The organism is Sinorhizobium americanum (assembly GCF_001651855.1).
GTDB lineage: Bacteria > Pseudomonadota > Alphaproteobacteria > Rhizobiales > Rhizobiaceae > Sinorhizobium > Sinorhizobium americanum.
Map to the genome: position 1 here is coordinate 92,686 of NZ_LNQC01000040.1, position 21,369 is coordinate 114,054.

Consider the following 21,369-nt stretch of genomic DNA (forward strand, 5'->3'; position numbering starts at 1 on the left):
GCAAGAGCCGCGGAGGCAGCACAGTCAAATGGTTTCCGAAGCGCCTCCGTTCTGGTGGACAAAGGCCGATTGGCGGGCCTATGTGCTCTGGCCTTTCTCCTGGGTCTACGGCCGCGTCGCCGCCATCCGCATGGACCGGGCGCGCCGCGCCATGCCGCCCGTGCCGCTGATCTGCGTCGGCAACTTCACCGTCGGCGGCGCCGGCAAGACACCCACGGCGATCGCGCTGGCGCAGGCGGCCAAGGCGCGGGGGCTGAAACCAGGATTCCTAAGCCGCGGCTATGGCGGCTCTCTGGACGTGACGACGATCGTCGATCCCGCCCATCACCGGGCGAGGGACGTCGGCGACGAGCCGCTGCTGCTTGCGCGCGAGGCCCTGACCGTAGTGTGCCGCCGCCGCGTCGACGGTGCTCGCAGGCTCGCTGCCGAAGGCGCCGACATCATCATCATGGACGATGGCTTCCAGAGCGCTCGTCTTACCTTCGATTTCGCGCTGCTGGTGATCGATTCCATTCGCGGCATCGGCAACGGCCATCTGGTGCCCTCCGGGCCGGTCAGGGCGCCGATCGCCGACCAGCTTCGCCACGCTACGGCGCTCCTGAAGATTGGCCACGGTCCGGCCGCCGATCGCCTGATCCGCCGTGCGGCGCGCGCCGGAAAGGCCGTCTTTGTCGGCGACACGGTGCGGCTCGACGATCAATCGCTCTCCGGCGTCAAGGTACTGGCCTGGGCGGGCATTGCCGATCCGGAGAAGTTCTACCGAACGGTCCGCGATACCGGCGCGATCGTCGAGGAGACGCGGAGCTTCCCGGATCATCACCATTTTTCAGAGGATGAGATCGCCGATCTTATCGATCATGCCGAGAGCCGGGGCTACACGCTGGTGACCACGGCCAAGGACATGGTCCGTCTCGAGCTCGGCCACGGGCGAGCGGCGGAACTCGCCGCCAAAAGCCGGGTCATCGAGATCGAGGTGCGTTTCGACGATCCGTTAGCGCCCGCCAAGATCATCGAGGCGACGCTTGTCGCGGCGCGGGCGCGCAAACTGCATGCGACGGGAAGGCTCTGAAATAGATGCCTCAGGGCTGCCGGCCGGACAGCGCCCCGGCACGCCGTTCGGCTTCGAGCGAGGCGGCGGCGTCGATGTAGGGCTCCTGCCGCACCACGCTCCAATAGCGAAGCTCATCCACCGGAATGGCCTTGCCGGTCGTGGCACAGATAACATGCGAGCCGGCCAGCACGATCTGAAAGTCGCCATCGAGATAACGGATTTTCGCTTCGCGAGAGGAATTTCCGTCAAAGCGGTTCATCATTTGCGTGCTTGCCTCGTCAATGCCCGTTCCCTGATCTATCCCGCCGTTCGCGAAAAGACCAGTCAAATTCGAAACCGCGCTAACATGGCCGCGACACCGCAATGTCAACTCCGGCCAAAAAGCCTTTCGATATCGGCGAGCTTGAGCTCGATATAGGTCGGCCGGCCATGGTTGCACTGCCCCGATCCGGGCGTCGCCTCCATCCGGCGGAGCAGCGCGTTCATCTCCTCCGGCCGCATCCGGCGACCCGACCGGACGGAACCGTGGCAGGCCATGGTCGCGGCGAGCAATTCGAGGCGCCCGGCAAGCCCGTTGGCCGTGTCCCATTCGGCTAGTTCGTCGGCGAGCTGCCGCACCAGCCCCGAAGCGTCCATCTCGCCGAGCATCGCCGGCGTTTCGCGCACTGCGATCGCGCCTGGCCCGAAACGCTCGATCGCAAGCCCGAGCCGCAGGAACTCCTCCGCATGCGCCATCAGTCGATCGCAATCGTCCTCGGCAAGATCGACGATCTCCGGAATGAGCAGCGCCTGCGCCGGCACCGGCCGCGAATGCAACGCCGTCCGCATCGCCTCGAAGACGAGACGCTCATGCGCGGCATGCTGGTCGACGATGACGAGGCCGTCTTCGGTCTGAGCGACGATATAGTTCTCGTGGAGCTGCGCGCGTGCTGCACCGAGCGGAAAGGCCGGGTCTCCCGTGCCGTTCGGGGCCGTCGTCTCGGCCATCGGCGCGGCGGCACGCGCCGATGGCTGCGAAAACTCCGCAAACGCCGCTTGCGGTGCCTCGGCAAAGCCGGGGGCGGGCTCGTCGAACCGCATCGGCCGGTAGGGCGAGGCCTCGGCCGTCCAAGGCGCCTGCGCTCGCTGCGGTTCGGCTCGGTAGGATTCGGAGCGGAAGGCGCGCATCATCCCCTGGGCGCCGGTCGTCGCCGCCCGGTCGCCACCCCGCGTCAGGGCCTCGCGGATCGCGCCGATAATAAGCCCGCGGATCAGCCCGGGGTCGCGGAAGCGCACGTCCGATTTGGCGGGATGGACGTTCACGTCGACCAAGGCCGGGTCGAGCGCTATCGACAGAACGGCGACCGGATAGCGCCCCTTCGGAATGGTTTCGGCATAGGCCGCACGGATGGCCGAGAGGATCAGCTTATCCTGCACCGGCCGGCCGTTGACGAAGGCATATTGCTGCAGCGAGTTGCCGCGGTTGAAGGTCGGCACCCCGGCAAATCCCATCAGCCTCGCCTCTTCGCGCTCCGCATCGATCTCGATGGCGTTGTCGCGGAAGTCCTTGCCGAGCACCTGCGCCATGCGCGCCAGCCGGTCATCGCCCGTCGCCGGAAACTCAAGGGTCGATCGATCCGCACCGGACAGCACGAACCGCACTTTCGGGAAGGCGATAGCCATGCGGCGGACGACCTCGGAAATCGCCGCGGCTTCGGCCTTTTCCGATTTCATGAACTTGAGCCGCGCCGGCGTGGCGAAGAAGAGGTCGCGCACCTCGACGACGGTCCCGACATTGGCAGGCGAGGGGCGGAGCGGCTCGGTCCTGCCGCCGGTCACCAAAATCGCCGCCCCCTCGTTCGCGCCTGCCGTTCGCGTGGTGATCGACAGCCGCGCCACGGATCCGATCGAGGGGAGCGCCTCGCCGCGAAAACCGAGCGTGCGGATATCCGTGAGCGTGTCCGCGATCTTGGAGGTGCAATGCCGGCGGATCGCCAGTTCGAGATCGGCGGGCGACATGCCGCTGCCGTTGTCGGTCACCCGGAGCAGCGTCTTGCCGCCCCCCGCCGTCGCGATCTCGACCCTGGTGGCGCCCGCGTCGAGGGCATTTTCGATCAGCTCCTTGGCGGCGCTGGCCGGCCGCTCGATGACTTCACCGGCGGCGATCTGGTTGATGAGCGTTTCCGAGAGTTGCTTGATGGCCATGGCCCATTTTCCAGGATTCGACGACAGAGGGAAAGGGCTTCTCACGCGTCTTCAACCGGAGGAAAGCCGGAATCGGCGCTCGTCCCCAGGCAGATCGGCAGAAATCGGATGCCGATTTAATTCCGCCTTAACGTTCTGCTGCGATTTTCCACAACAACCTGAATGATCACGGGTTTTGTTCTTTGGAGCATCGCGGCGTTGCTGGACGCCGCTCGATTCCCGCTCGAAGAGTGCCGCAAACGGCCAGCCAGCATGTCCCGAAATGAAACCGCCGCTGCGGCGCCGCGCAAAGCCGCGGGTGCTGCAACACTTCAGATGGCTGCCATGGCTTTGCAAAGCAACCCATGCAGTCGGCGAGACGAGGGCAGAGTAATGAACGATGTGGCGTCGGGCGGCGCGGACATCAGCAGGATCGTTCTGGAGTCGAGTTGCGATGCGCTTGGCCTGGCCTTGCTCGTCTGCGGGCGGGACGACACGATCCTCTATGCCAGCGCCTCGATGCTGCAGTTCTTCCCTGTCCAGCCTCACCTGCTGAAGCCCGGGACGCGGCTTCGCGATTTTCTCGGCGGGGTCTACGATACCGGCCTGCGCCCGAGCACGCTGCCCGAGAACAGCCGGCGGCGTGCGAACCGGGAGGACTGGATCGCCGAACAGATGGGTCTCCATTGGCGCGAGCGCTACGAGAGCGTCGAACGGGCGGGCCGGACGCGCTGGATCTGCCTGCGCAAGCGCCGCCTGTCGAGCGGCATAGGTATTGTGTCGATCAGCGATGTCTCCGATCAGAAGAAGCGCGAGGAGCAGCTGCAGACCGACCTGGAACGGGTCGAACTCACAGAGCAAATCCTTGATGCCCAACCCAATCCCATCTGCGTCAAGGACCGCAATCTGAACTATATCGCCGCGAACAGGGCGTTCTGCGCCATTCACGACGTGGCGCCGGAGGCGATCCTAGGACGTTCGGCCTGGGATGTCGTCGACGCGGAGCTTGCGGACCGCTTCGACCAATCGGATCGGCACGTGCTGGCGACCGGCAGGCCGCATTCCGAGGCGGAGCATATCGTCCGCGCCGATGGCAGCGACTTGTGGGTGGTGACGCGCAAGTATCGCGTCGGCGTGCCCGGGCGCCACTTCGTCGTAACCTGCATGAACGACGTGACCGACATAGCCGCCTGGTATCATGGCGCGGAGGATGGCGGCAGCAATTCGGGGCTGCAGATCCGCGACTACAGTATCTTCACGCCCGCGCAGAATTTCTACGATCCGTTCCGGGCCTTGAACGTCCAGCAGCTCGTCGAAACCGGCTCGATGATCGAAACGCTGCCGGCGCGCGGCCTGCGCGTGCTCCTGGCGACGGCGGACAGCGGAATGGAGGCGCGTGTCGTCGCACGCTTGCGCGGTTCGGGCCTCGATGCCTGCGCCGTACGTAACCACGAAGAGCTCGAAGCCTTTGCGGCCGCCGCCGAGCATCACGGCGTGAAGCTCGATATTTTGGTGCTGGACACGGCCTTTCCGGCAAGGGAGGCCGTTTACGCCGGATGGAAGACCTGCCCGGTGCTCGACGTCACGCCGGACGCGGACGCAACCGCCCTGCTCGGTGAAATCTTCAGGGCCAGCACCGACCGGCCGCCGCCGCGTTCGCAATTTCCGCAAGCCGATTGGGAAGTCTCTTTCGATGGCGATGCGGCGGCCCGGACAGGCGCGTCCGAAGTGGATGTGCTGGTCGCCGAGGATAACCAGATCAACCAGTTCGTCTTCTCCCAGATACTGGACGGTCTCGGCGTGTCCTATCGGATTGCGGGAAATGGCAGGGAGGCGGTCGATCTCTGGCACGAGCTGCAGCCGTCTCTCGTCCTCATGGACATATCCATGCCGGTAATGAACGGCTTCGAAGCCGCAGCTGCCATTCGCGATGCGGAAAGCCAGACTGGACGCCGCACGCCGATCGTTGCCGTCACTGCGCAAGCCCTCGGCGTCGACCTTAGGCAATGCGAAGCGTCGGGGATGGACGATCACATCATGAAGCCGATCAGTCCGGATATGATCGAAGCGTTGCTGCGCAAATATCTGCGTGCCGTCCATGCGCGGCTGACGGCCTGATGGCACGCGGCGCGCCTCGACCCCAGATTTGACGATCAGTCGATATAGGATTGTTAACCGCCGATTGTCATCGTTTGCTCCAGGGTTCCCTTCATTGGCACCGCCACCCGGGAGAAACTGCCCAGTCGCTGGCATAGCAGCAATCCTCGCGCTTTCACCGCGCGATGCTGACGCCCCGAGGCTGCAAGAGTTGAGCATTGAAGACATGAGCACGTCGCCCAAACAGTCATTTCCCCGGTCGGACTTCCGTCGCGACCGACGGGACGTGGCCCATGTGGCACGGACGCGCGCTCCGGTCGGGGGCGCAGCGCGATGATGATCGCCGAACTGGCCATCAACAACGGCCACCGTCCCGACAGGCTGCCCTTCGTCGACCCGCTGACGGGGCTGGGCAATGCAGAGCAGTTGCGACACAAGGTCTGCGAACTTGCCGCCGAACGGGCCAGCGATCCGGCTCCGTTCACCATCGGACTCGCCAATCTCGACGGCTTCAAGCCGATCAACGATCTCTTCGGGCCGGAGGCAGGCGATCGGATCCTGCGCCAGGTCGCGCAAAGATTGTCGGCCTGCGTGCCGGAAGGGGCAACGGTGATACGCACCGCCGACGACGAGTTCGCTCTCGTGCTGCCGCTCGTCTTCGAGCGCAAGGGTGCCGAGAAGCTCGGCCAGATGCTGAAGGAAATCCTCTCGGCGCCCTTCGATCTCGGCGACCGCACCGTGCGGCTGTCTGCCTCCTTCGGCTTTGCCGTCTATCCGTTTGCCGGTGCGGTGTTCGAGGAACTGTTGAAAAGTGCCGACACGGCGCTCTACCGATCCAAACGGCGCGGCCGCGGCCAGATCACGGTCTACTCGCAGGAGATCGCCCAGGAGATGAAGCGGGCGACGCAGCTTGAGCAGGCGTTGCGCAACGCCATCATCGCCGAAGAGATCGATGTCCATTTCCAGCCGATCGTCGACCTTCGCAACGATGGCGTGGTTGGTTTCGAAGCGCTGGCCAGATGGTGCGACCCGGATTTCGGCTATGTCTCGCCTTCCGTGTTCGTACCGCTGGCGGAGGAGCGTGGCTTCATCGAGGCGCTCGCCGAAATGCTGCTGCGCAAGGCGGCACAGACGGCCTTGGCGTGGCCGAAGGAATTGTTTCTCTCCTTCAACCTGTCATCGGCCCAATTGATGGACCCGGCGACGAGCGGCCGGCTTCTGGCGATCGTCAACCAGGTCGGTCTCGATCCGCGCCGTCTGGAACTTGAAATCACCGAAACAGCCGTGATGGCGGATGCCGATGTGGCACAGAAGATCGTCTCCGAACTGCGGGCCGCCGGGGTGCGCGTGTCGCTCGACGATTTTGGCACCGGTCAGTCGAGCCTCTGCCGCTTGCGTGATTTCTCCTTCGACAAGGTGAAGATCGATCGCGCCTTCGTCTCGCGGATTTCAGCCGATCGGGCGTCGGAACATATCGTCAGGGCGATCGTCTCGATGTGCGAGGGCCTGGAACTCGAGGTCGTCGCCGAAGGAATCGAGGACATCTCCGAAGTGCTCAAGCTGAAAGCGCTCGGCTGCGGCATGGGACAGGGCTATTTCTACGGCAAGCCGGCCGATGCGGTCGCCACCATGCGCTATCTCTCCGGTCGTCATCGAGACGCCGCTGCGGCGCGCTGACCGTCGTCGCGGCCCGCCACGTCACCAGAACGGTCGCTTGCGCCTTCCTTCAGCAACCAGTCGCGAATGCGTCCGGCCTGGCTGTTGAGTTCGCGCGACCGCGGCCAGACGACGTAGAAGGCCTGGCCGGTCCGCAGCACGTGGCCTGCAACCGGAACGAGGGCGCCCGAGCGCACCTGTCCGGCGATCAGATGGTCCCAGCCAAGCGCGACGCCTTCGCCGGCGAGCACGGCCTGGATCACCAGAACATAGTCGTTGATAGCCAGCCGTTTGCCCTGCGCCGGATAGGTAAGACCGGCGCTCCCGAACCACTCGGTCCAGTCGCAGGCGCGCCTGACCGGCTCTTCGAGATGGATGAGGCTGTGCCGCAGGAGATCCGCCGGCGTTTCGGGCATGCCATGCGCCTCGACATAGGCCGGCGTCGCCACCGCGGTGATCACCTCTTCGGCGAGCAACGCCGCGTGATAGCGCGGCCATTGGGCTGCGTCGCCGCCGCGAATGCCCAGCGGTATCGGCTCCTCGTCGAGGTCCAGATCGCGAACGCCCGTCTGGATACGAAGGTCGATCTCCGGCAGATCCTCCCGCAGCCGATTGAGGCGCGGCAACATCCACATGGAGGCGAAGGCCGTCGAGGCGGCCAGCGTGACATTCGTCTCGCGCCCCTTGGCGCGAATGTCTTCGGCCGATTTCTGGATGCGCGCCAGGCCAACCGACACGTCGGCATGGAACCTTTCACCGGCCTCGGTGAGCTCGACGGCCCTGTGCACCCGATGGAAGAGCGAAACGCCGAGCTGGTCCTCAAGGCCCCGTACGGCATAGGAGACCGCCGCCTGCGTCATGCCAAGCTCGGTAGCGGCGCGGGTGAAGTTCTGATGGCGGCCGGCGGCCTCGAAGATGATGAGGCTGGCAGCCGACGGCAGCAGGCGGCGCAGATTTTCCATAAGCGCTACTTATATCATGCGTAGATTTTTTCCAGCGTTACAACGGTGTTTGTCGCAAATACCATCATCCCAAATCATGGGAGAACGGCGATGGCGTTGGCGAGTGCGACTGGCGAGGCACCGAAGCGAACACGAAGCGGACGGCTGCAGCGGCGGCAAGGCAGCGGCAGAGATCTTGGGGTTCCCTACATCGTCCGCAACATACCGACCTATGACATCCTCGGGGAGGAAAGCCTGCAGCGGATCGAGGCGACCGCCGATCGCATTCTCGCCGAGGTCGGTATCGAATTTCGCGACGACCCGGTGGCGCTCGAGCACTGGGGGCGCGCAGGTGCGAAGCTCGACGGCGTCCGCGTCACCTTCGAACCCGGCATGCTGAAGGAGGTCGTCCGCTCGGCGCCGTCGCAATTCACCCAGCACGCCCGCAATGCCGCCCGCAGCGTCGAGATAGGGGGCCGGAACGTCGTCTTCTCGCCGGCTTACGGCTCCCCCTTCGTCACGGATCTCGACAAGGGCCGGCGCTACGGCACGATCGAGGACTTCCGCAATCTCGTCAAACTCGCCCAGTCGAGCCCCTGGCTGCACCATTCCGGCGGAACGATCTGCGAACCGGTCGACGTGCCGGTCAACAAGCGCCATCTCGACATGGTCTACAGCCATATCAGATATTCCGACCGCGCCTTCATGGGCTCGGTTACCGCCGAGGAGCGTGCCGAGGATTCGATCGAGATGGCCCGGATTCTCTTCGGCGCCGAATTCGTCGACCGGAACTGCGTCATCCTCGGCAACGTCAACGTCAACTCGCCGCTCGTCTGGGACGGGACGATGACTAGGTCCCTGCGTGCCTATGCCCGCGCCAATCAGGCGGCGGTCATCGTGCCCTTCATTCTCGGTGGTGCTATGGGCCCTGTCACCAATGCCGGCGCCATCGCCCAATCCTATGCCGAAACGCTTGCCGGCTGCGCGCTGACGCAGCTCGAACGCAAGGGCGCGCCGGTGATCTTCGGAAACTTCCTGTCGTCGATGTCGCTTCGCTCCGGCTCGCCGACCTTTGGCACGCCGGAGCCGGCGATCGGCAGCATGGTGGTCGGACAACTTGCCCGCCGGCTGGGTCTGCCGCTGCGCTGCGCCGGCAATTTCTCCAATTCGAAGCGGCCGGACGCCCAGGCGATGCAGGAAGGCGTCATGTCGATGCTCTCGGCTGTCCATTGCGGCGCCAATTTCATCCTGCATTCGGCCGGCTTCGTCGACGGCCTGCTGGCCATGTCCTACGAGAAATTCGTGATGGATACCGACTTCTGCGGCGCGCTGCATTCCTACCTCGCAGGTGTCGCTGTCGATGACAATTCGCTTGCCATGGATGCGTTTAGGGAAGTGGGCCCGGGAAATCATTTCCTGGGCTGCGAGCATACGATGCGCAACTACCAGTCTGCCTTCTGGGACAGCGCGCTCTCCGACAACGAACCATTCGAGAAATGGGTCGAGCAGGGCGAAACCGACATGGCGCTGCGCGCCAATCGTTTCTGGAAGAAGACACTTACAGAATACGAAGCGCCACCCTTGGATACGGCGATCGACGAAGCGCTGGTCGATTACGTGGCGAGGCGCAAGGCCGGTATGTCCGACGCCTGGTATTGATGCAGAAGTCCTCAAGACAAAAGCGGCGCCGTGAGCGCCGCTTTCCATATCGGTTGCTTAATCGGCAGCGTGCTTACTGCTGCGGGGCCGGTTCGGCCGGTGCTGGTGCCGGAGCCGGGGTGGTGCCCGTCGCCGACGTGGTCGACGTGTCGACCGGCTGCGCCGCGTTACGCTCAGCCATCAGCTGCGACTTCGTCTTGAATTCCGGCGCACCCTTCAGGGACTCCGCCGTTTCGGTCGTCGTCAGCTTCAGGGCATCCGAGTCAGGCTGTTCGGTGACTTCGATGCTTTCGAACGGAACCGCGACGTTCTTTTCACCGATTCCGAGGAAGCCGCCAACGCCGACGATTGCTGCAGCGACGCCGCCTTCCTTCTTGATGATCAGGTCGTTGATCTCGCCGATGCTTTCATCATTGGCGTTATAGACCGACTGACCGATATAAGTGTTGGCGGAAATCTGGTCCTCGGCCTGTTCGGTCAGATAGGAGCCAGCCTCTGCCATGTCGGTCGCTTTGTCCGCAGGAGCCGGTGTCTGTGCCTGATCAGCCGGTGCGGGAGTGGCGGGAGCAGCCGGGGCGGGCTGCACCTGCGTCTCGGGCGCCGGGGCCGGCGGTGTGGTGGTTTCCTGCGCGAAGCTCATCGGAGCGACGGCAACGCCCACGAGAAGCGCGCCGGCGGCAACGGAAGATATAAATTTGTCGATCATATCAGTCTGCCTTTCGTTGACGTTGTCGGGTAAGCGCAGCCCCGATTCTCCGGTGTTTTGCGCTGCGCCGGTGGTACTCAAGCAACGTCCGGCGGCGAAAACTGTTCCGGAAAAAATGAAAATATAAAGCCGCTGGTTGTCTTATGATCGAGCCTGTTCATCCAGTGGTATAATGCCCCTTTTATGTGAACGGGGACGGGCCGCGGCAACCAAAACCAACGTCGGTCAGAAGCGAAGGCGCCGCATGCCGGGGTCGGCATGCGGCGCCCATGTATCCGTGGCCACAGAAGATTCAGTGGCTCTCGCGATGCACCTCGCTGCCGCTGTTGCCGACGAGGAAGTCGAGGTCGGCACCCTTGTCGGCCTGCAGCACGGTGTCGTGATAGAGCTTGTAGTAGCCGCGCTGCCATTTCTGCTCCGGCGGCTGCCAAGCTGCCATGCGGCTTGCGAATTCCTCCTCGCTGATCAGCAGGTTCAATTCGCCATTCATGGCGTCAAGCCGGATGCGGTCGCCGGTCCTGACGATCGCCAGCGGCCCGCCGGCATTGGCTTCAGGGCTGACATGCAGCACGACGGTACCGAAGGCCGTGCCGGACATGCGGGCATCGGAGATGCGCACCATGTCGCGAACGCCCTTTTCGACGAGCCGGCGCGGGATCGGCATATTGCCGACCTCGGCCATGCCGGGATAGCCTTTGGGACCGCAACCCTTGAGCACGAGGATCGTGTCCTCGGTGACCGGCAGGTCCGGATCGTCGATCTTCGTCTTGAGGTCCTCGATCGTCTCGAAGACATAGGCCGGCCCCTCATGCGCAAGCAGGTGTTCGCTTGCCGCCGACGGCTTGATCACCGCGCCGTTCGGCGCCAAGTTGCCCTTCAGCACCCGGATGCCCGCGGCAGCGCGGAGCGGATTGTCGAGAGGCCGGATGACGTCGTCGTTGTAGACCTCGGCACCTTCCCAATATTTGCTGATCGGCACCCCGAACACCGTCGGCGCATCGGCGTGCAGCAGATGTTGGATGCGGTTCATCACTGCCGGCAGGCCGCCCGCATAGGCAAGGTCCTCGATCAGGTACTTGCCGGACGGCATGCAGTTGACGATGCATGGCACCTGACCGCCGACGCGGTCGAAGTCTTCCAGACAGAGATCGACACCGGCGCGTCCGGCGATCGCCAGCAGGTGAACGACGGCATTGGTGGAGCCGCCGACGGCGGCATTGGCGATGATGCCGTTCTCGAAGTTCTTGCGCGTCAGGAGCTTCGACAGCCTGAGATCCTCGTGCACCATGTCGACGATCCGCTTGCCGGTCATGTGCGCCAGCGCCATTCGTCGCGCGTCGACGGCCGGCAGAGCCGCGTTGGTCGGCAGCGACAGGCCCATCGCCTCAACAACCGAAGCCATGGTGGTCGCCGTGCCCATGGTCATGCAGACGCCCGGCGAGCGCGACATGCCGCTTTCGGCCGCCATGAATTCCTGCAGGCTCATTTCGCCGGCACGCACCGCCTCGGAGAATTTCCACACATCGGTGCCCGAACCGATATCTTTGCCCTTCCATTTGCCGTTGAGCATCGGCCCGGAGGAAACGACGATCGTCGGCAGGTCGACGGAGGCCGCCCCCATCAACTGGCCGGGTGTCGTCTTGTCGCAGCCGCCGAGCAGCACCACGCCGTCGATGCCGTAGGCGCGGATCGCCTCTTCCACGTCCATCGCCAGCAGATTGCGGAACAGCATGGCCGTCGGCCGCATCTGCGTTTCGCCGAGCGACGAGACCGGAAATTCGACCGGGAAACCGCCGGCCTCCCACACGCCGCGCTTGACGCCCTCTGCAAGGATGCGCAGGTGGCTGTTGCAGGGCGTCAGCTCGGACCAGGTGTTGCAGATGCCGATGATCGGCCGGCCGTCGAAGACATGATCCGGAAAGCCCTGGTTCTTCATCCAGGACCGGTGAATGAAACCATCCTTGTGCGTGCCGCCGTACCAGTGCCGGCTCCTCAGTTCTTTTTTCTTATCGCTCATCCGAGCACTCCCTTTCCATGCGCGATTCACCGCATGGATTAATTGTATGACTTTTTCTCGGCGCCGCCAGCTTTTGTTCGCGATCGGGCGCCGAATGAAGCATCCTTCAGCTAAGTCGGAACGCCGGCTCGAAGCGGCCCTTGACGTCGATCCCGAGCTCGAACGTTTTGCCGGCGTTGGGATCGGCGGAGCGTGTCGCGTCGTCGAGGTCCTGCCAGGCGGAAGTGACCAGCAGCCTGTCCGCCCGCGCACCGATGAAAGCGGGGCAACTCGGCTGCGTCGCCGGCACCGCGTAGCGGGCGACCTTCTGTCCGTCGGGATTGTACACTTCCACGGCGCCGGCGCCCCAGCGGGCGTTCCAGATCAGCCCGTCGGCATCGCAGACGGAGCCGTCGATCCCGCCCGGTGCCGGGCTTTGGTCGAAAAGAATGACGGGATCGTCGGTGGGCATCGCCGTTTCCGGATCGATGGCGACGCGCATCAGGTGATTGACGTCCGTGTCGGTGAAATAGGCGGTGGCGCCATCCGGCGAAAAGCAGATACCGTTCGGGATGGTGATATTGCCGTAGAGCTTCGTAATCCGGTTGCCGGCGACGTGGTAGATCGCACCGGCATGCTTCTCGGCCTTTCGTCCCATGGTGCCGATCCACAGAGCACCGGAGCGATGAACGCGCCCGTCATTGGAGCGGTTGCCCGGCTTGTCCTCTATCGCGGCGAATGGGCTGAGCGAGAAGCTCGCCGTGTCGCGGATAAAAAGCCCCTGGTCCGACGCGATCAATTGCCGGAAGGGATCGATGGTGGCCAGCACGCTGCCGAGAAAGGGCAGGGGATGAATAGTCTTGTGTCCGCTTCCGAGATGGAGCTCGTGCAACTCCTGGCCCTTGATGTTGAACCACCAGGCGGTGTCGGTGCGGGGGTCGTAGGTCGGGCCCTCACCGAGCTCGGACGCGAAGTCGCAGAGGATGCGGCCGGAAAAGGCGACGAGGTCGGTCATTCTTGGCCTCCATGGACGGCGTCATAGGCTTTGAGCGTGGCCACCGCCCGCTGCCTGACATCCGCAGCGCTCATTCCCGGCTTGTAAAGGCTCGAGCCGAGCCCGAAGCTACGCACGCCGATCTTGGCATAGTCGGCAAAATTGGCCTCCGAGACACCCCCGACTGCGGCGATCTCGAGGTCGCGCGGAAGCACCGCGCGGATCGCTGCGATGCCGGCAGGCCCAAGAACGCTGGCGGGGAAGAATTTCAGGCCGCTGGCGCCCGCAGCCGCTGCCGCGAGTGCCTCCGTCGGGGTAAAGACGCCCGGCATCGTCACCATGCCCTTGGCCGTGGCAAGCCGGATGACCGACGGCTCGACATTGGGGCTGACCATCAGGCGGCCGCCGACGCCGTCGAGTTGCTCGACATCGGCCGTCGTCAGCACCGTGCCGGCGCCGATGAGGCAGCCTTCCGGCGCCATCTTCACCGCCGTTTCGATGGATCGGAGCGGATCGGGCGAATTCAGAGGGATCTCGATCGCCGTAAAGCCCGTTTCGATCAACGCGCCGACGACGCTCTCGGTCTCTTCCGGCTTCAAGCCGCGCAAGATCGCAATCAGCGGATATTTCATTGGGGGCAGGGGAATGCGGTTCATCTTCGTTTCTTCCGTCAAAGGGGCCAAATGGCCTGGGCAGCGGCTGAAAGGCCGACCCGCACCGCCTCATCGGCGTCGACGAGCCGGACTGCGAGCCCTTGGCTTTCAAGCGCCGCGCGATAGAGCGCGCCGAGCTTTCCCGAGCCGACCAGGCAAATGCCGTCCACTGGGCCCGCCGTAGCGAGCGCACCGGCGATCTCCAGGCCGATCAGCGTGCCGGACAGGCGCGCCATGGCGTCGGACGCGCTCAAGCCATGGAGCAATTGTCCGGCCCGAACGGAAAAGAGGAGGTTCGTCGCCAGCGCCGGCCTTTCCCGTGCCTGGGTGACGGCTTCGGCAAAGGCAGCGCTGTCGGCCGCGATGGCATCCACCCCGGCCACGGCATGACTCAAGATCGTATGCTTGGAGATGGCGTCGAACAATTCGCCGGTCATGTAGGTGGAGAAACCGTCGACCGTCTGACCCGACAGCCGCACCCACTTGCTGTGGGTCCCTGGCATGCACACGAGGTGCCGGCCGGTGTCGAGCATACCGGCTGCCCCGAGCAACTGCGTCTCCTCGCCGCGCATGACATCCGGATGCCGGTCGTCGCGCTGCGCCAGGCCCGGCAGGATACGGATGTCGCGATCCACGTCCGGAATGGCGATCGCATTTCCTGCGATGGCGCCAAGCGTCGCCGGCGTTTCAAGATAGCCCGCTTCTTTCCAGCCCTGTCGGGCGCCGGCCATGCCGCAGATGATGATTGGCAGATGGGCAGATGCCGAAACGGCGGCAAGATGGCTGTCGAGGACGGCGTGGAACCCGGTTTTCGCTGCGGTCGTCATGCCCTCCGCACTGCGGCGTTCGGCGAGCACCGATCCGTCCTCTCCGATGATCCACAAGCGGAAGCTCGAGGTCCCCCAGTCCACCGCGGCATAGTAGCCTGCCGTCATCAAAACACGCCTCCATCGATAATCATGGTCTGTGCCGTCATCGCCGCGGAGCAGTCCGACGCCAAAAACAGGCAAGGACCGACGAGATCCTCGGCCACCAGAACGCGTTTCAAGCACTGCCTCTCCTGCATCCGGGAGATCGAGTCCTCCGTGAGCCAGAGCCGCTTCTGCCGTTCGGTGACGATCATGCCAGGCAGGATGGCATTGACGCGGATATTGTCCGGCCCGAGTTTCCCGGCGAGCGACTTGGTGAGCCCGATGATGCCGGCCTTCGCCGTCGCGTAGGCTGGTATTTCGGGCATGTTCAGCATGAAGGCGATCGACGAGAAATTGATGATCGATCCGCCGCCCGCTTGCCGCATGTGCGGCGCAATCGCCTGGGCGAGAAAGAAGAAGTGCCTGAGATTGACGGCGAGGCTTTCGTCCCAGCTTTCCCTCGTCACCGCCTCGAGCGGCTGCCGGTCGTCCCGGGCGGCGTTGTTGATCAGCACCCGAATCGGGCCGAGCGCCGCGATGGCTGCATCGGCGGCGCTTCTTGCCTGCTCGACGTCCCTGAGATCGGCGTGGATGAATTCGGGTCTCCGCCCAATTTCGGCGGCAAGCCTGTCCGCAAGCGTCCGGCTTGCGTGCTCCACAATATCGATGAATGCGACTCGCGCACCCTGCCGGAGAAAGGCCTCCACCAGCGCCGCTCCAATGCCGGAGGCTCCGCCGGTCACCAGGACGCCGCGATCGCGCAAGTCGGGAAACTGACTGCTCGGCAGCGTCATCGATGATTCTCTCCCTCTTTCTCAGCAAATTTGTTCCAATATGCGGAACAGGCATTTATTTTCTGGAATTATCGCGCCGGGGTTCTTATCCTGTCAAGGTGGCAAGTGGGCGAAAGCCGAGGACATGGAACCTAACATCGTGACCGATCAGGGAAGCGAAAGGCCGGGGACCGGCACGCTGGGGAAGGCAATGGCGGTTCTCGAAGCCGTCGCGGCGGCCGACCGGCCCCAGCGATTTACTGACATCCTGCGATCGGTCCGCCAGCCGCGCGGCACGCTGCATCGGCTGCTCGGACACCTTGTCGATGAAGGCCTGCTAGTGCAGCGAAGTGATCTTTCCTACGAGCCTGGTCTGCGCCTCTTGAAGCTTGCCTATCGCTCCTGGTCCGGCAATCAGTTTCGCGACATCGCCGAGCCGCACCTGTTGCGGCTGCACGAGCTCACTGGCGAAACGGTTCATCTCGGCATTTTGCGCGAGACCGAGATCATCTATGTCGACAAGGTCGAAAGCCGCCAGACGGTCCGCATGAGCTCGCAGATCGGCAAGGCCTCGCCGGCCTATTGCACAGGAATCGGCAAGGCGGCCCTGTCATCGCTTCCAGACGGCGAGTTGGAGCGCGTCACGGCAAGGATGCAGTTTGTCCCGTTCACCCAGCGCACGCATTGCTCGGCCGCTTCGTTGCTTGCGGAAATTGAAGAGATTCGCCGCGAAGGCCATGCCTTCGACCGCGAGGAGCATGAAGCCGAAATCTGTTGCGTGGCGGCGCCGATCGTCGTTCCGGAGCACGAACTGGTAGCCGGAATTTCGGTAACCGGCCCTTCCTATCGCGTCACCATGACGCAATTGGCGGCCTGGGCCGCGGATGTGCGCAACGCCGCCGCGAAGGTCGAGGAGGAGGCCCGAATCCGGCTGGGACCCGGCCGAGGCGGCCGCTAAGCATTGCTTTACGGTAAATTAGAAGTTTCGACTGGACGAGGCGACTGTAGATCGCTAGCTTCAACTTTCTAGTCTCGCCTCCACGACTGGTTGCAGTCTCGCGCGGGATGTGGTCCTTAGCGGAAGCGCTAAGAGCGGTTTGTGACGGTGAACCGGCCGGACTCGCCAACGAGCGTGTAGGCTGTGGGAGGCCAGCGGAACAATGATGGATTTCAACGCGGACATTAATTCACTGGTCCTTCCGGATGGCCGCTCGATCGATGCCGCGCTCGGCAATGAAGACGATGTCAAGCGCGCTCTGGACCAGATTTCGGACGCTTTCGGATTCCGCGGCTTCATCGTGTTGGCCATTCCGGACTCTGGTTGTCACAGCCTTGCTGCCCAGGCGCTGCTGACGTCGTGGCCGGCAGAATTCCTGCGACGCTATGACAGTGCCGGCCTGATCGAGGGAAGTCCGGTGATCCAGCGGTTGCGCCGGAGCACCATCCCCTTCACCTATGATGCGCATCTCCTGGCGCGCAGACGCATGGACGGGAAGGGCGAAGCCGCCGTCAGTGTCTTCGAGCAGGCCGGCATGCCGCGCGGTCTGTATCTTCCCGTCCACGACGCGAAGGGAGGTCGCGCTGCCATTGCCTTTGGCGGAGACCGGGAGGTGGTATCGAGCGACGAAATGCAGGCACTCAATTTCTGGGCAGGGCTGCTCTATAGCCGGCTTTCCGAGATCAGAACGCGCGACCGGCGCCGGCCGGGCAGCCTCTCCCGACGCGAGATCGAATGTCTGCGCTGGGCTGCGGCCGGAAAGACGACCGTCGAGATGGCCCGAATCATGGCGCTTTCCGAATACACGGTGAACCACTATCTGAACCGCGCGACCCGCAAGCTCGATTCGGTCAATCGTGTGCAGACGGTCGCCAAGGCGATGCGGGCCGGCCTCATCAATTAGCAGAACAAGCCTCGCTCGGGCCCCTTGTGCGTCCCGCCGCGCGAAACGTAATACACAGCCTTTTGGCGGCGAAGGGAGACCATTGCCGATCACCTGTTGGCAATCATGCGCGGCTCAGGCTATTTGATACTTGATGAATGTCATGGAACGCGCGAATGCAAGATACGATGACGACCGGGATGACTGACGTCGATCTACCCCGGGGCGGTGATTTCGCGTCTGAGATCGCAAGGCTGGAGACTCAGTTCGATATCATCCGCTACATGCGGCGGATTACGCATATTTTCGGCTTCAAGACGTTCCTCATCTGCTCGATCCCGCCGGTCGACATGGAGCGGCTTTCCGCCGCCACCGTCATTTCCAACATGCCGGCTGAGCTTCTCAACAAGTATGACAGCCTGTCGATGCTGCGTTTCAGCACGGGCGTTCGTCGGTTGCGGGAGACGACGACGCCGTTCCAAATCACCCTTGAAGACTGGGAGAGCGAGGGCGGCAAGCCGGCGTCTGCCGGGGACTACATCGGGATGCTGCGCGAGAACGGTATCTTTCAGGCCAACTATTTCCCGGTCCATGATGCCGAGGGCGGCCGCGGCGCGGTCATTCTCATGGGCCCGGCGGCAGATCTGCCGATGACGGCCGCGATGGAACTGCAGATGATCGCGATCCACGTCTATAACCGCCTCGCCGAGATCGGTTCGGTCTGGAAGAACAGCGGCACGACCCTGTCGGAGCGGGAAATCCAGTGTTTGAGCTGGACCGCAGCCGGTAAGACCAGTGCTGAAATCGCCGGGATCCTCGGCCTCTCCGAGCACACCGTCAATCACTACCTCAATCACGTGACGAAGAAGCTCGATGCCGTCAACCGCACGCAGGCGGTCGTGAAGGCGATGAAGAAGGGCTATATCAGCTAGCCCCGTCCTGCCGTTGCAGTTGCTCGATTGCAGTCACGTGTTGTGCCCAAAATGCACACATGCTCAGGAATTAAGCGGAGCTTCGGCCTGCGTCTCGCGCCGCTTGGCCTCTTTCCCGTGAAATCATCAGTATCATACCTCGCCGTTTGAATTGGCACGTTTTCTGCTTGTTCATTGCCAGTCCACAGAGGGGACTAAAAAAGAACAGCGCCCAAGAAGGTCGCGAAAAGGGCCGCCGCCAACCGCCCGTGATCCCGGATATACGGACACGGTCGGTCGGCTGGCGGCCTTCATTTTCTCAATTCCAACATTGGCGAAGTGCCCAGGCTCGATTATCTACTGCACAGGATCCTCGGATCGGACTCGATTTGAGGGAAATCGCATTCAAAGCGTTGGCAGCAGTGTCCCGTCCAAGAGGCGGGGAATGGCCGACGCGGCAGAGAGAAGAGGGCGAGATGCCGGACGTAACCAGGGAAATGGTGCTTGAAAGGCTGCGGAGCGTGCGCGGCCCGGACATGGAGGGCAACATCGTCGACCTGGGTCTGGTCTCCGATGTGTTCATCTCCGACGGCAAGGCCTATTTTTCGATCACCGTGCCGGCGGACCGAGCGAAGGAGCTCGAGCCGATGCGCGCCGCTGCAGAACGGGTCGTCCGGGAGATGCCGGGCGTGAAGGCAGCCATGGTCGCGCTGACTGCCGACCGCAAGGCGGCGGCTCAGGCCGCCCCGGTACAGCGGCCGGCACCGCCCTCCGGGCACGCGCATGCTCCGCGGCCGCACGGCGGCCCGCCGGCGAAGGCAGGTATTCCGGGCGTCGGCGCCATCATTGCGGTTGCCTCCGGCAAAGGCGGCGTTGGCAAGTCTACGACCTCGGTAAATCTGGCCCTGGCGCTTAAGGCGAACGGTTTCAAAGTCGGGCTGCTCGACGCCGATATCTATGGTCCGTCGATGCCGCGCCTGCTGAAGATTTCCGGCCGGCCGCAGCAGATCGAGGGGCGGCTCATTCGGCCGATGGAGAATTACGGACTGCCGGTGATGTCGATGGGATTCCTCGTCGACGAGGAGGTCGCGATGATCTGGCGCGGACCGATGATCCAATCCGCTCTCCTGCAGATGCTGCGTGAGGTGGCCTGGGGCGAACTCGACGTGCTCGTCGTCGATATGCCGCCCGGCACCGGCGATGCGCAGTTGACGATGGCCCAACAAGTGCCGCTCGCCGGCGCGGTCATCGTCTCGACGCCTCAGGATCTGGCGCTCGCCGATGCGCGCAAGGGGATCACCATGTTCCGCAAGGTCGAGGTGCCGGTGCTCGGAATCGTCGAGAACATGAGCTATTTCGTCGCTCCCGACACCGGAAAGCGCTACGACATTTTCGGCCATGGCGGCGCCCGCAAGGAGGCCGAGCGCATCGGCGTGCCCTTCCTCGGCGAAGTCCCGCTCACCATGGAAATCCGGGAAACTTCGGATGCAGGCACACCCTTGGTGGTGTCCGATCCTGGTGGCGAGGCGGCGCGGATTTATCGCAGCATCGCCGAGCGGGTCTGGGAACAGCTCTCGGCCGGGCAGGCGAATCAAAGCCGCGCAATGCCGAACATCGTCTTCGAATAGCCTCGATGCGGCAACTTCGAGCCAGCCCCGTGATTTTCCTTCGCGGGAGCATACCGCTTACGGAAAATATAAAGTAGGGTCCGGCACCTTTCGAAACGAGACGTGACGTGCCGCCGAGGTCGGTATGCAGCAAAAAGCATTGATTTTACCCGAGCGTTGCGCCATATGGCTTGCCGCTCGCGCAAGAGGCAGGCGCTCACCGTCCCTCGCCGGAGATTTCGGCCCGGACGACAACCAAGGGGAGATGTCGTGGGGGCGGAAGTCTGCATCAGATGAATCGGCATTGTGGAAATCCCGTGGCGGCTGATCGTTTCCATTCCTCATTCCTCGTCTCTGTCGGTCCCACTCAAAAGGCGGCTGCATGATCTCAGGCTATTGCGTCAATGGCGAAGCCGTCGCCCTTACGACGGCCGAACCCCCAGCCGCCCTGCGCCCGGAGATCGTCTGGATCGACCTCGTCGAACCCACCAGGGCCGAAGAACATATGATGGAGGGGCTGCTCGGAATTTCCATTCCGACGCGCGACGACCTCAAAGGCATAGAGCCGTCGAGCCGCCTTTATGTCGAAGGGGGCGCCGTCTTCATGACAGCCTCGCTGGTCTATCGCAGCGAAACCCAGATTCCCGGCTTGACGGATGTCGGCTTCGTCCTTTCCGGAGGCAGACTGGTGACGATCCGCTATGCCGAGCCGCGCGCCTTCGGCCTCTTCAAGGCGGGCTTGCATCGGATTCCCAACGGCTGCCGCAACGGCGTGGTGCTGCTGACCCGGCTGCTGGAAACGATCACCGACCGGACGTCGGAAATTCTCGAGCAGGCCGTCGTCAAGATCGATGACCTGTCGATCGAGGTGTTCGGCGACAGGGCTGCGGGCCGGCGCCGGCCGCCGCAATTTCTCGAAGCTCGCCTGCGCGATGTTGCGGGCCACCACAGGCTGGTTGCGAAGACGCGCGATAGCCTCGCTTCCCTGTCGCGGCTGCTCACCTTCCTCTACACCGTGCCGGAAGTGCAGGAGGACAAGGACAGCCGCGAGCTTTGCCGCTCGATCTCCAGGGATATTCAGTCGCTTTCCGAACACGCGGCCTTCATCTCGGGAAACATTACCTTTCTGCTCGATGCGTCGCTCGGTCTCATCAATGTAGAGCAGAATGCCATCATCAAGATCTTCTCGATCGCTTCGGTCGTCCTCCTGCCCCCGACGCTGGTTGCTTCGGTCTATGGCATGAACTTTCGCGTGATGCCTGAACTCGAATGGCAGTTCGGCTATCCCTGGGCGCTCGCGGCCATGGTGCTCTCGGCCGTGATCCCGTTTTTCTTCTTTCGCTGGAAAGGCTGGCTCTAAGGAGCCTGTTG

Annotated in this window: 18 protein-coding genes; 9 read left to right on the forward strand and 9 right to left on the reverse strand. The window is 63.5% G+C overall.

Translation table 11 applies throughout. The features are described from left to right. Positions 1-28: 28 nt before the first annotated feature. Positions 29-1,069 (forward strand): tetraacyldisaccharide 4'-kinase, encoded by a 1,041-nt coding sequence (gene lpxK / locus ATC00_RS04565; protein WP_064252110.1) that lies wholly within the window; start codon positions 29-31, stop codon positions 1,067-1,069. 10 nt (positions 1,070-1,079) lie between these two features. On the opposite strand, the gene ATC00_RS04570 is transcribed toward lpxK, so the two are convergent. After that, on the reverse strand, positions 1,080-1,313 hold the full coding sequence (locus ATC00_RS04570) for a DUF2093 domain-containing protein (RefSeq protein WP_037379098.1): 234 nt from the start codon (positions 1,311-1,313) through the stop codon (positions 1,080-1,082). Between the two features lie 104 nt (positions 1,314-1,417). Continuing rightward, the gene (gene mutL / locus ATC00_RS04575; RefSeq protein WP_064252111.1) at positions 1,418-3,235 is read right to left on the reverse strand and encodes a DNA mismatch repair endonuclease MutL; all 1,818 of its coding nucleotides are present in this window, start codon (positions 3,233-3,235) and stop codon (positions 1,418-1,420) included. Between the two features lie 372 nt (positions 3,236-3,607). On the opposite strand from mutL, the gene ATC00_RS04580 reads away from it, so the two are divergent. Both ATC00_RS04580 and ATC00_RS04585 read left to right on the forward strand, forming a co-directional pair. After that, a complete protein-coding gene (locus ATC00_RS04580) occupies positions 3,608-5,332 on the forward strand; it encodes a response regulator (protein ID WP_064252112.1) in 1,725 nt (574 codons plus the stop codon). A gap of 312 nt (positions 5,333-5,644) precedes the next feature. Then, positions 5,645-6,988, forward strand: a complete 1,344-nt coding sequence (locus ATC00_RS04585; RefSeq protein ID WP_064252113.1) for a putative bifunctional diguanylate cyclase/phosphodiesterase — start codon at positions 5,645-5,647, stop codon at positions 6,986-6,988. On the opposite strand, the gene ATC00_RS04590 is transcribed toward ATC00_RS04585, so the two are convergent. Further along, positions 6,961-7,929 (reverse strand): LysR substrate-binding domain-containing protein, encoded by a 969-nt coding sequence (locus tag ATC00_RS04590; RefSeq protein WP_037379108.1) that lies wholly within the window; start codon positions 7,927-7,929, stop codon positions 6,961-6,963. The two genes, ATC00_RS04585 and ATC00_RS04590, sit on opposite strands and share 28 nt — an antisense overlap. Positions 7,930-8,019: 90 nt before the next feature. Here ATC00_RS04590 and ATC00_RS04595 point away from each other — a divergent pair, with 90 nt between their 5' ends. Continuing rightward, complete coding sequence (locus ATC00_RS04595; RefSeq protein ID WP_064252114.1) at positions 8,020-9,567, forward strand: trimethylamine methyltransferase family protein; 1,548 nt, start codon at positions 8,020-8,022, stop codon at positions 9,565-9,567. A 73-nt stretch (positions 9,568-9,640) separates the two neighbouring features. On the opposite strand, the gene ATC00_RS04600 is transcribed toward ATC00_RS04595, so the two are convergent. From ATC00_RS04600 to ATC00_RS04625, 6 genes are all read right to left on the reverse strand, one after another. Then, positions 9,641-10,273, reverse strand: a complete 633-nt coding sequence (locus ATC00_RS04600) for a PRC-barrel domain-containing protein (protein WP_037379113.1) — start codon at positions 10,271-10,273, stop codon at positions 9,641-9,643. Between the two features lie 292 nt (positions 10,274-10,565). Next, the gene (locus tag ATC00_RS04605; RefSeq protein ID WP_064252115.1) at positions 10,566-12,290 is read right to left on the reverse strand and encodes an IlvD/Edd family dehydratase; all 1,725 of its coding nucleotides are present in this window, start codon (positions 12,288-12,290) and stop codon (positions 10,566-10,568) included. A gap of 106 nt (positions 12,291-12,396) precedes the next feature. Then, a complete protein-coding gene (locus ATC00_RS04610; protein ID WP_064252116.1) occupies positions 12,397-13,284 on the reverse strand; it encodes an SMP-30/gluconolactonase/LRE family protein in 888 nt (295 codons plus the stop codon). Further along, entirely contained in the window at positions 13,281-13,919 is a 639-nt protein-coding gene (locus ATC00_RS04615; protein ID WP_037379124.1) for a 2-dehydro-3-deoxy-6-phosphogalactonate aldolase, read from the reverse strand. The genes ATC00_RS04610 and ATC00_RS04615 overlap by 4 nt, the downstream gene beginning before the upstream one ends. Positions 13,920-13,933: 14 nt before the next feature. Then, the gene (locus ATC00_RS04620) at positions 13,934-14,851 is read right to left on the reverse strand and encodes a 2-dehydro-3-deoxygalactonokinase (RefSeq protein WP_037379127.1); all 918 of its coding nucleotides are present in this window, start codon (positions 14,849-14,851) and stop codon (positions 13,934-13,936) included. Further along, positions 14,851-15,621 (reverse strand): SDR family NAD(P)-dependent oxidoreductase, encoded by a 771-nt coding sequence (locus ATC00_RS04625; protein WP_064252117.1) that lies wholly within the window; start codon positions 15,619-15,621, stop codon positions 14,851-14,853. The genes ATC00_RS04620 and ATC00_RS04625 overlap by 1 nt, the downstream gene beginning before the upstream one ends. Positions 15,622-15,745: 124 nt before the next feature. On the opposite strand from ATC00_RS04625, the gene ATC00_RS04630 reads away from it, so the two are divergent. From ATC00_RS04630 to ATC00_RS04650, 5 genes are all read left to right on the forward strand, one after another. Then, positions 15,746-16,558, forward strand: coding sequence for an IclR family transcriptional regulator (locus ATC00_RS04630; protein WP_064252118.1), 813 nt, complete (start codon positions 15,746-15,748; stop codon positions 16,556-16,558). A gap of 202 nt (positions 16,559-16,760) precedes the next feature. Continuing rightward, positions 16,761-17,501, forward strand: coding sequence for a LuxR family transcriptional regulator (locus ATC00_RS04635; RefSeq protein WP_037379132.1), 741 nt, complete (start codon positions 16,761-16,763; stop codon positions 17,499-17,501). Positions 17,502-17,638: 137 nt separating this feature from the next. Next, positions 17,639-18,412 (forward strand): LuxR family transcriptional regulator, encoded by a 774-nt coding sequence (locus tag ATC00_RS04640; protein ID WP_052035357.1) that lies wholly within the window; start codon positions 17,639-17,641, stop codon positions 18,410-18,412. 455 nt (positions 18,413-18,867) lie between these two features. Next, entirely contained in the window at positions 18,868-20,019 is a 1,152-nt protein-coding gene (locus tag ATC00_RS04645) for an Mrp/NBP35 family ATP-binding protein (RefSeq protein WP_037379138.1), read from the forward strand. A 361-nt stretch (positions 20,020-20,380) separates the two neighbouring features. After that, on the forward strand, positions 20,381-21,358 hold the full coding sequence (locus ATC00_RS04650) for a magnesium transporter CorA family protein (protein WP_037379139.1): 978 nt from the start codon (positions 20,381-20,383) through the stop codon (positions 21,356-21,358). The last annotated feature ends 11 nt before the right edge of the window (positions 21,359-21,369 follow it).

Coding starts and splice junctions, on each gene's coding strand:
- ATC00_RS04605 (WP_064252115.1), bottom strand. CDS start 12,290: ATGAGCGATAAGAAAAAAGAACTGAGGAGCCGGCACTGGTACGGCGGC.
- ATC00_RS04570 (WP_037379098.1), bottom strand. CDS start 1,313: ATGATGAACCGCTTTGACGGAAATTCCTCTCGCGAAGCGAAAATCCGT.
- ATC00_RS04620 (WP_037379127.1), bottom strand. CDS start 14,851: ATGACGGCAGGCTACTATGCCGCGGTGGACTGGGGGACCTCGAGCTTC.
- ATC00_RS04630 (WP_064252118.1), top strand. CDS start 15,746: ATGGAACCTAACATCGTGACCGATCAGGGAAGCGAAAGGCCGGGGACC.
- ATC00_RS04580 (WP_064252112.1), top strand. CDS start 3,608: ATGAACGATGTGGCGTCGGGCGGCGCGGACATCAGCAGGATCGTTCTG.
- ATC00_RS04595 (WP_064252114.1), top strand. CDS start 8,020: ATGGCGTTGGCGAGTGCGACTGGCGAGGCACCGAAGCGAACACGAAGC.
- ATC00_RS04650 (WP_037379139.1), top strand. CDS start 20,381: ATGATCTCAGGCTATTGCGTCAATGGCGAAGCCGTCGCCCTTACGACG.
- ATC00_RS04610 (WP_064252116.1), bottom strand. CDS start 13,284: ATGACCGACCTCGTCGCCTTTTCCGGCCGCATCCTCTGCGACTTCGCG.
- ATC00_RS04600 (WP_037379113.1), bottom strand. CDS start 10,273: ATGATCGACAAATTTATATCTTCCGTTGCCGCCGGCGCGCTTCTCGTG.
- ATC00_RS04590 (WP_037379108.1), bottom strand. CDS start 7,929: ATGGAAAATCTGCGCCGCCTGCTGCCGTCGGCTGCCAGCCTCATCATC.
- ATC00_RS04585 (WP_064252113.1), top strand. CDS start 5,645: ATGATGATCGCCGAACTGGCCATCAACAACGGCCACCGTCCCGACAGG.
- ATC00_RS04615 (WP_037379124.1), bottom strand. CDS start 13,919: ATGAACCGCATTCCCCTGCCCCCAATGAAATATCCGCTGATTGCGATC.
- ATC00_RS04645 (WP_037379138.1), top strand. CDS start 18,868: ATGCCGGACGTAACCAGGGAAATGGTGCTTGAAAGGCTGCGGAGCGTG.
- ATC00_RS04625 (WP_064252117.1), bottom strand. CDS start 15,621: ATGACGCTGCCGAGCAGTCAGTTTCCCGACTTGCGCGATCGCGGCGTC.
- ATC00_RS04640 (WP_052035357.1), top strand. CDS start 17,639: ATGTCATGGAACGCGCGAATGCAAGATACGATGACGACCGGGATGACT.
- lpxK (WP_064252110.1), top strand. CDS start 29: ATGGTTTCCGAAGCGCCTCCGTTCTGGTGGACAAAGGCCGATTGGCGG.
- ATC00_RS04635 (WP_037379132.1), top strand. CDS start 16,761: ATGATGGATTTCAACGCGGACATTAATTCACTGGTCCTTCCGGATGGC.
- mutL (WP_064252111.1), bottom strand. CDS start 3,235: ATGGCCATCAAGCAACTCTCGGAAACGCTCATCAACCAGATCGCCGCC.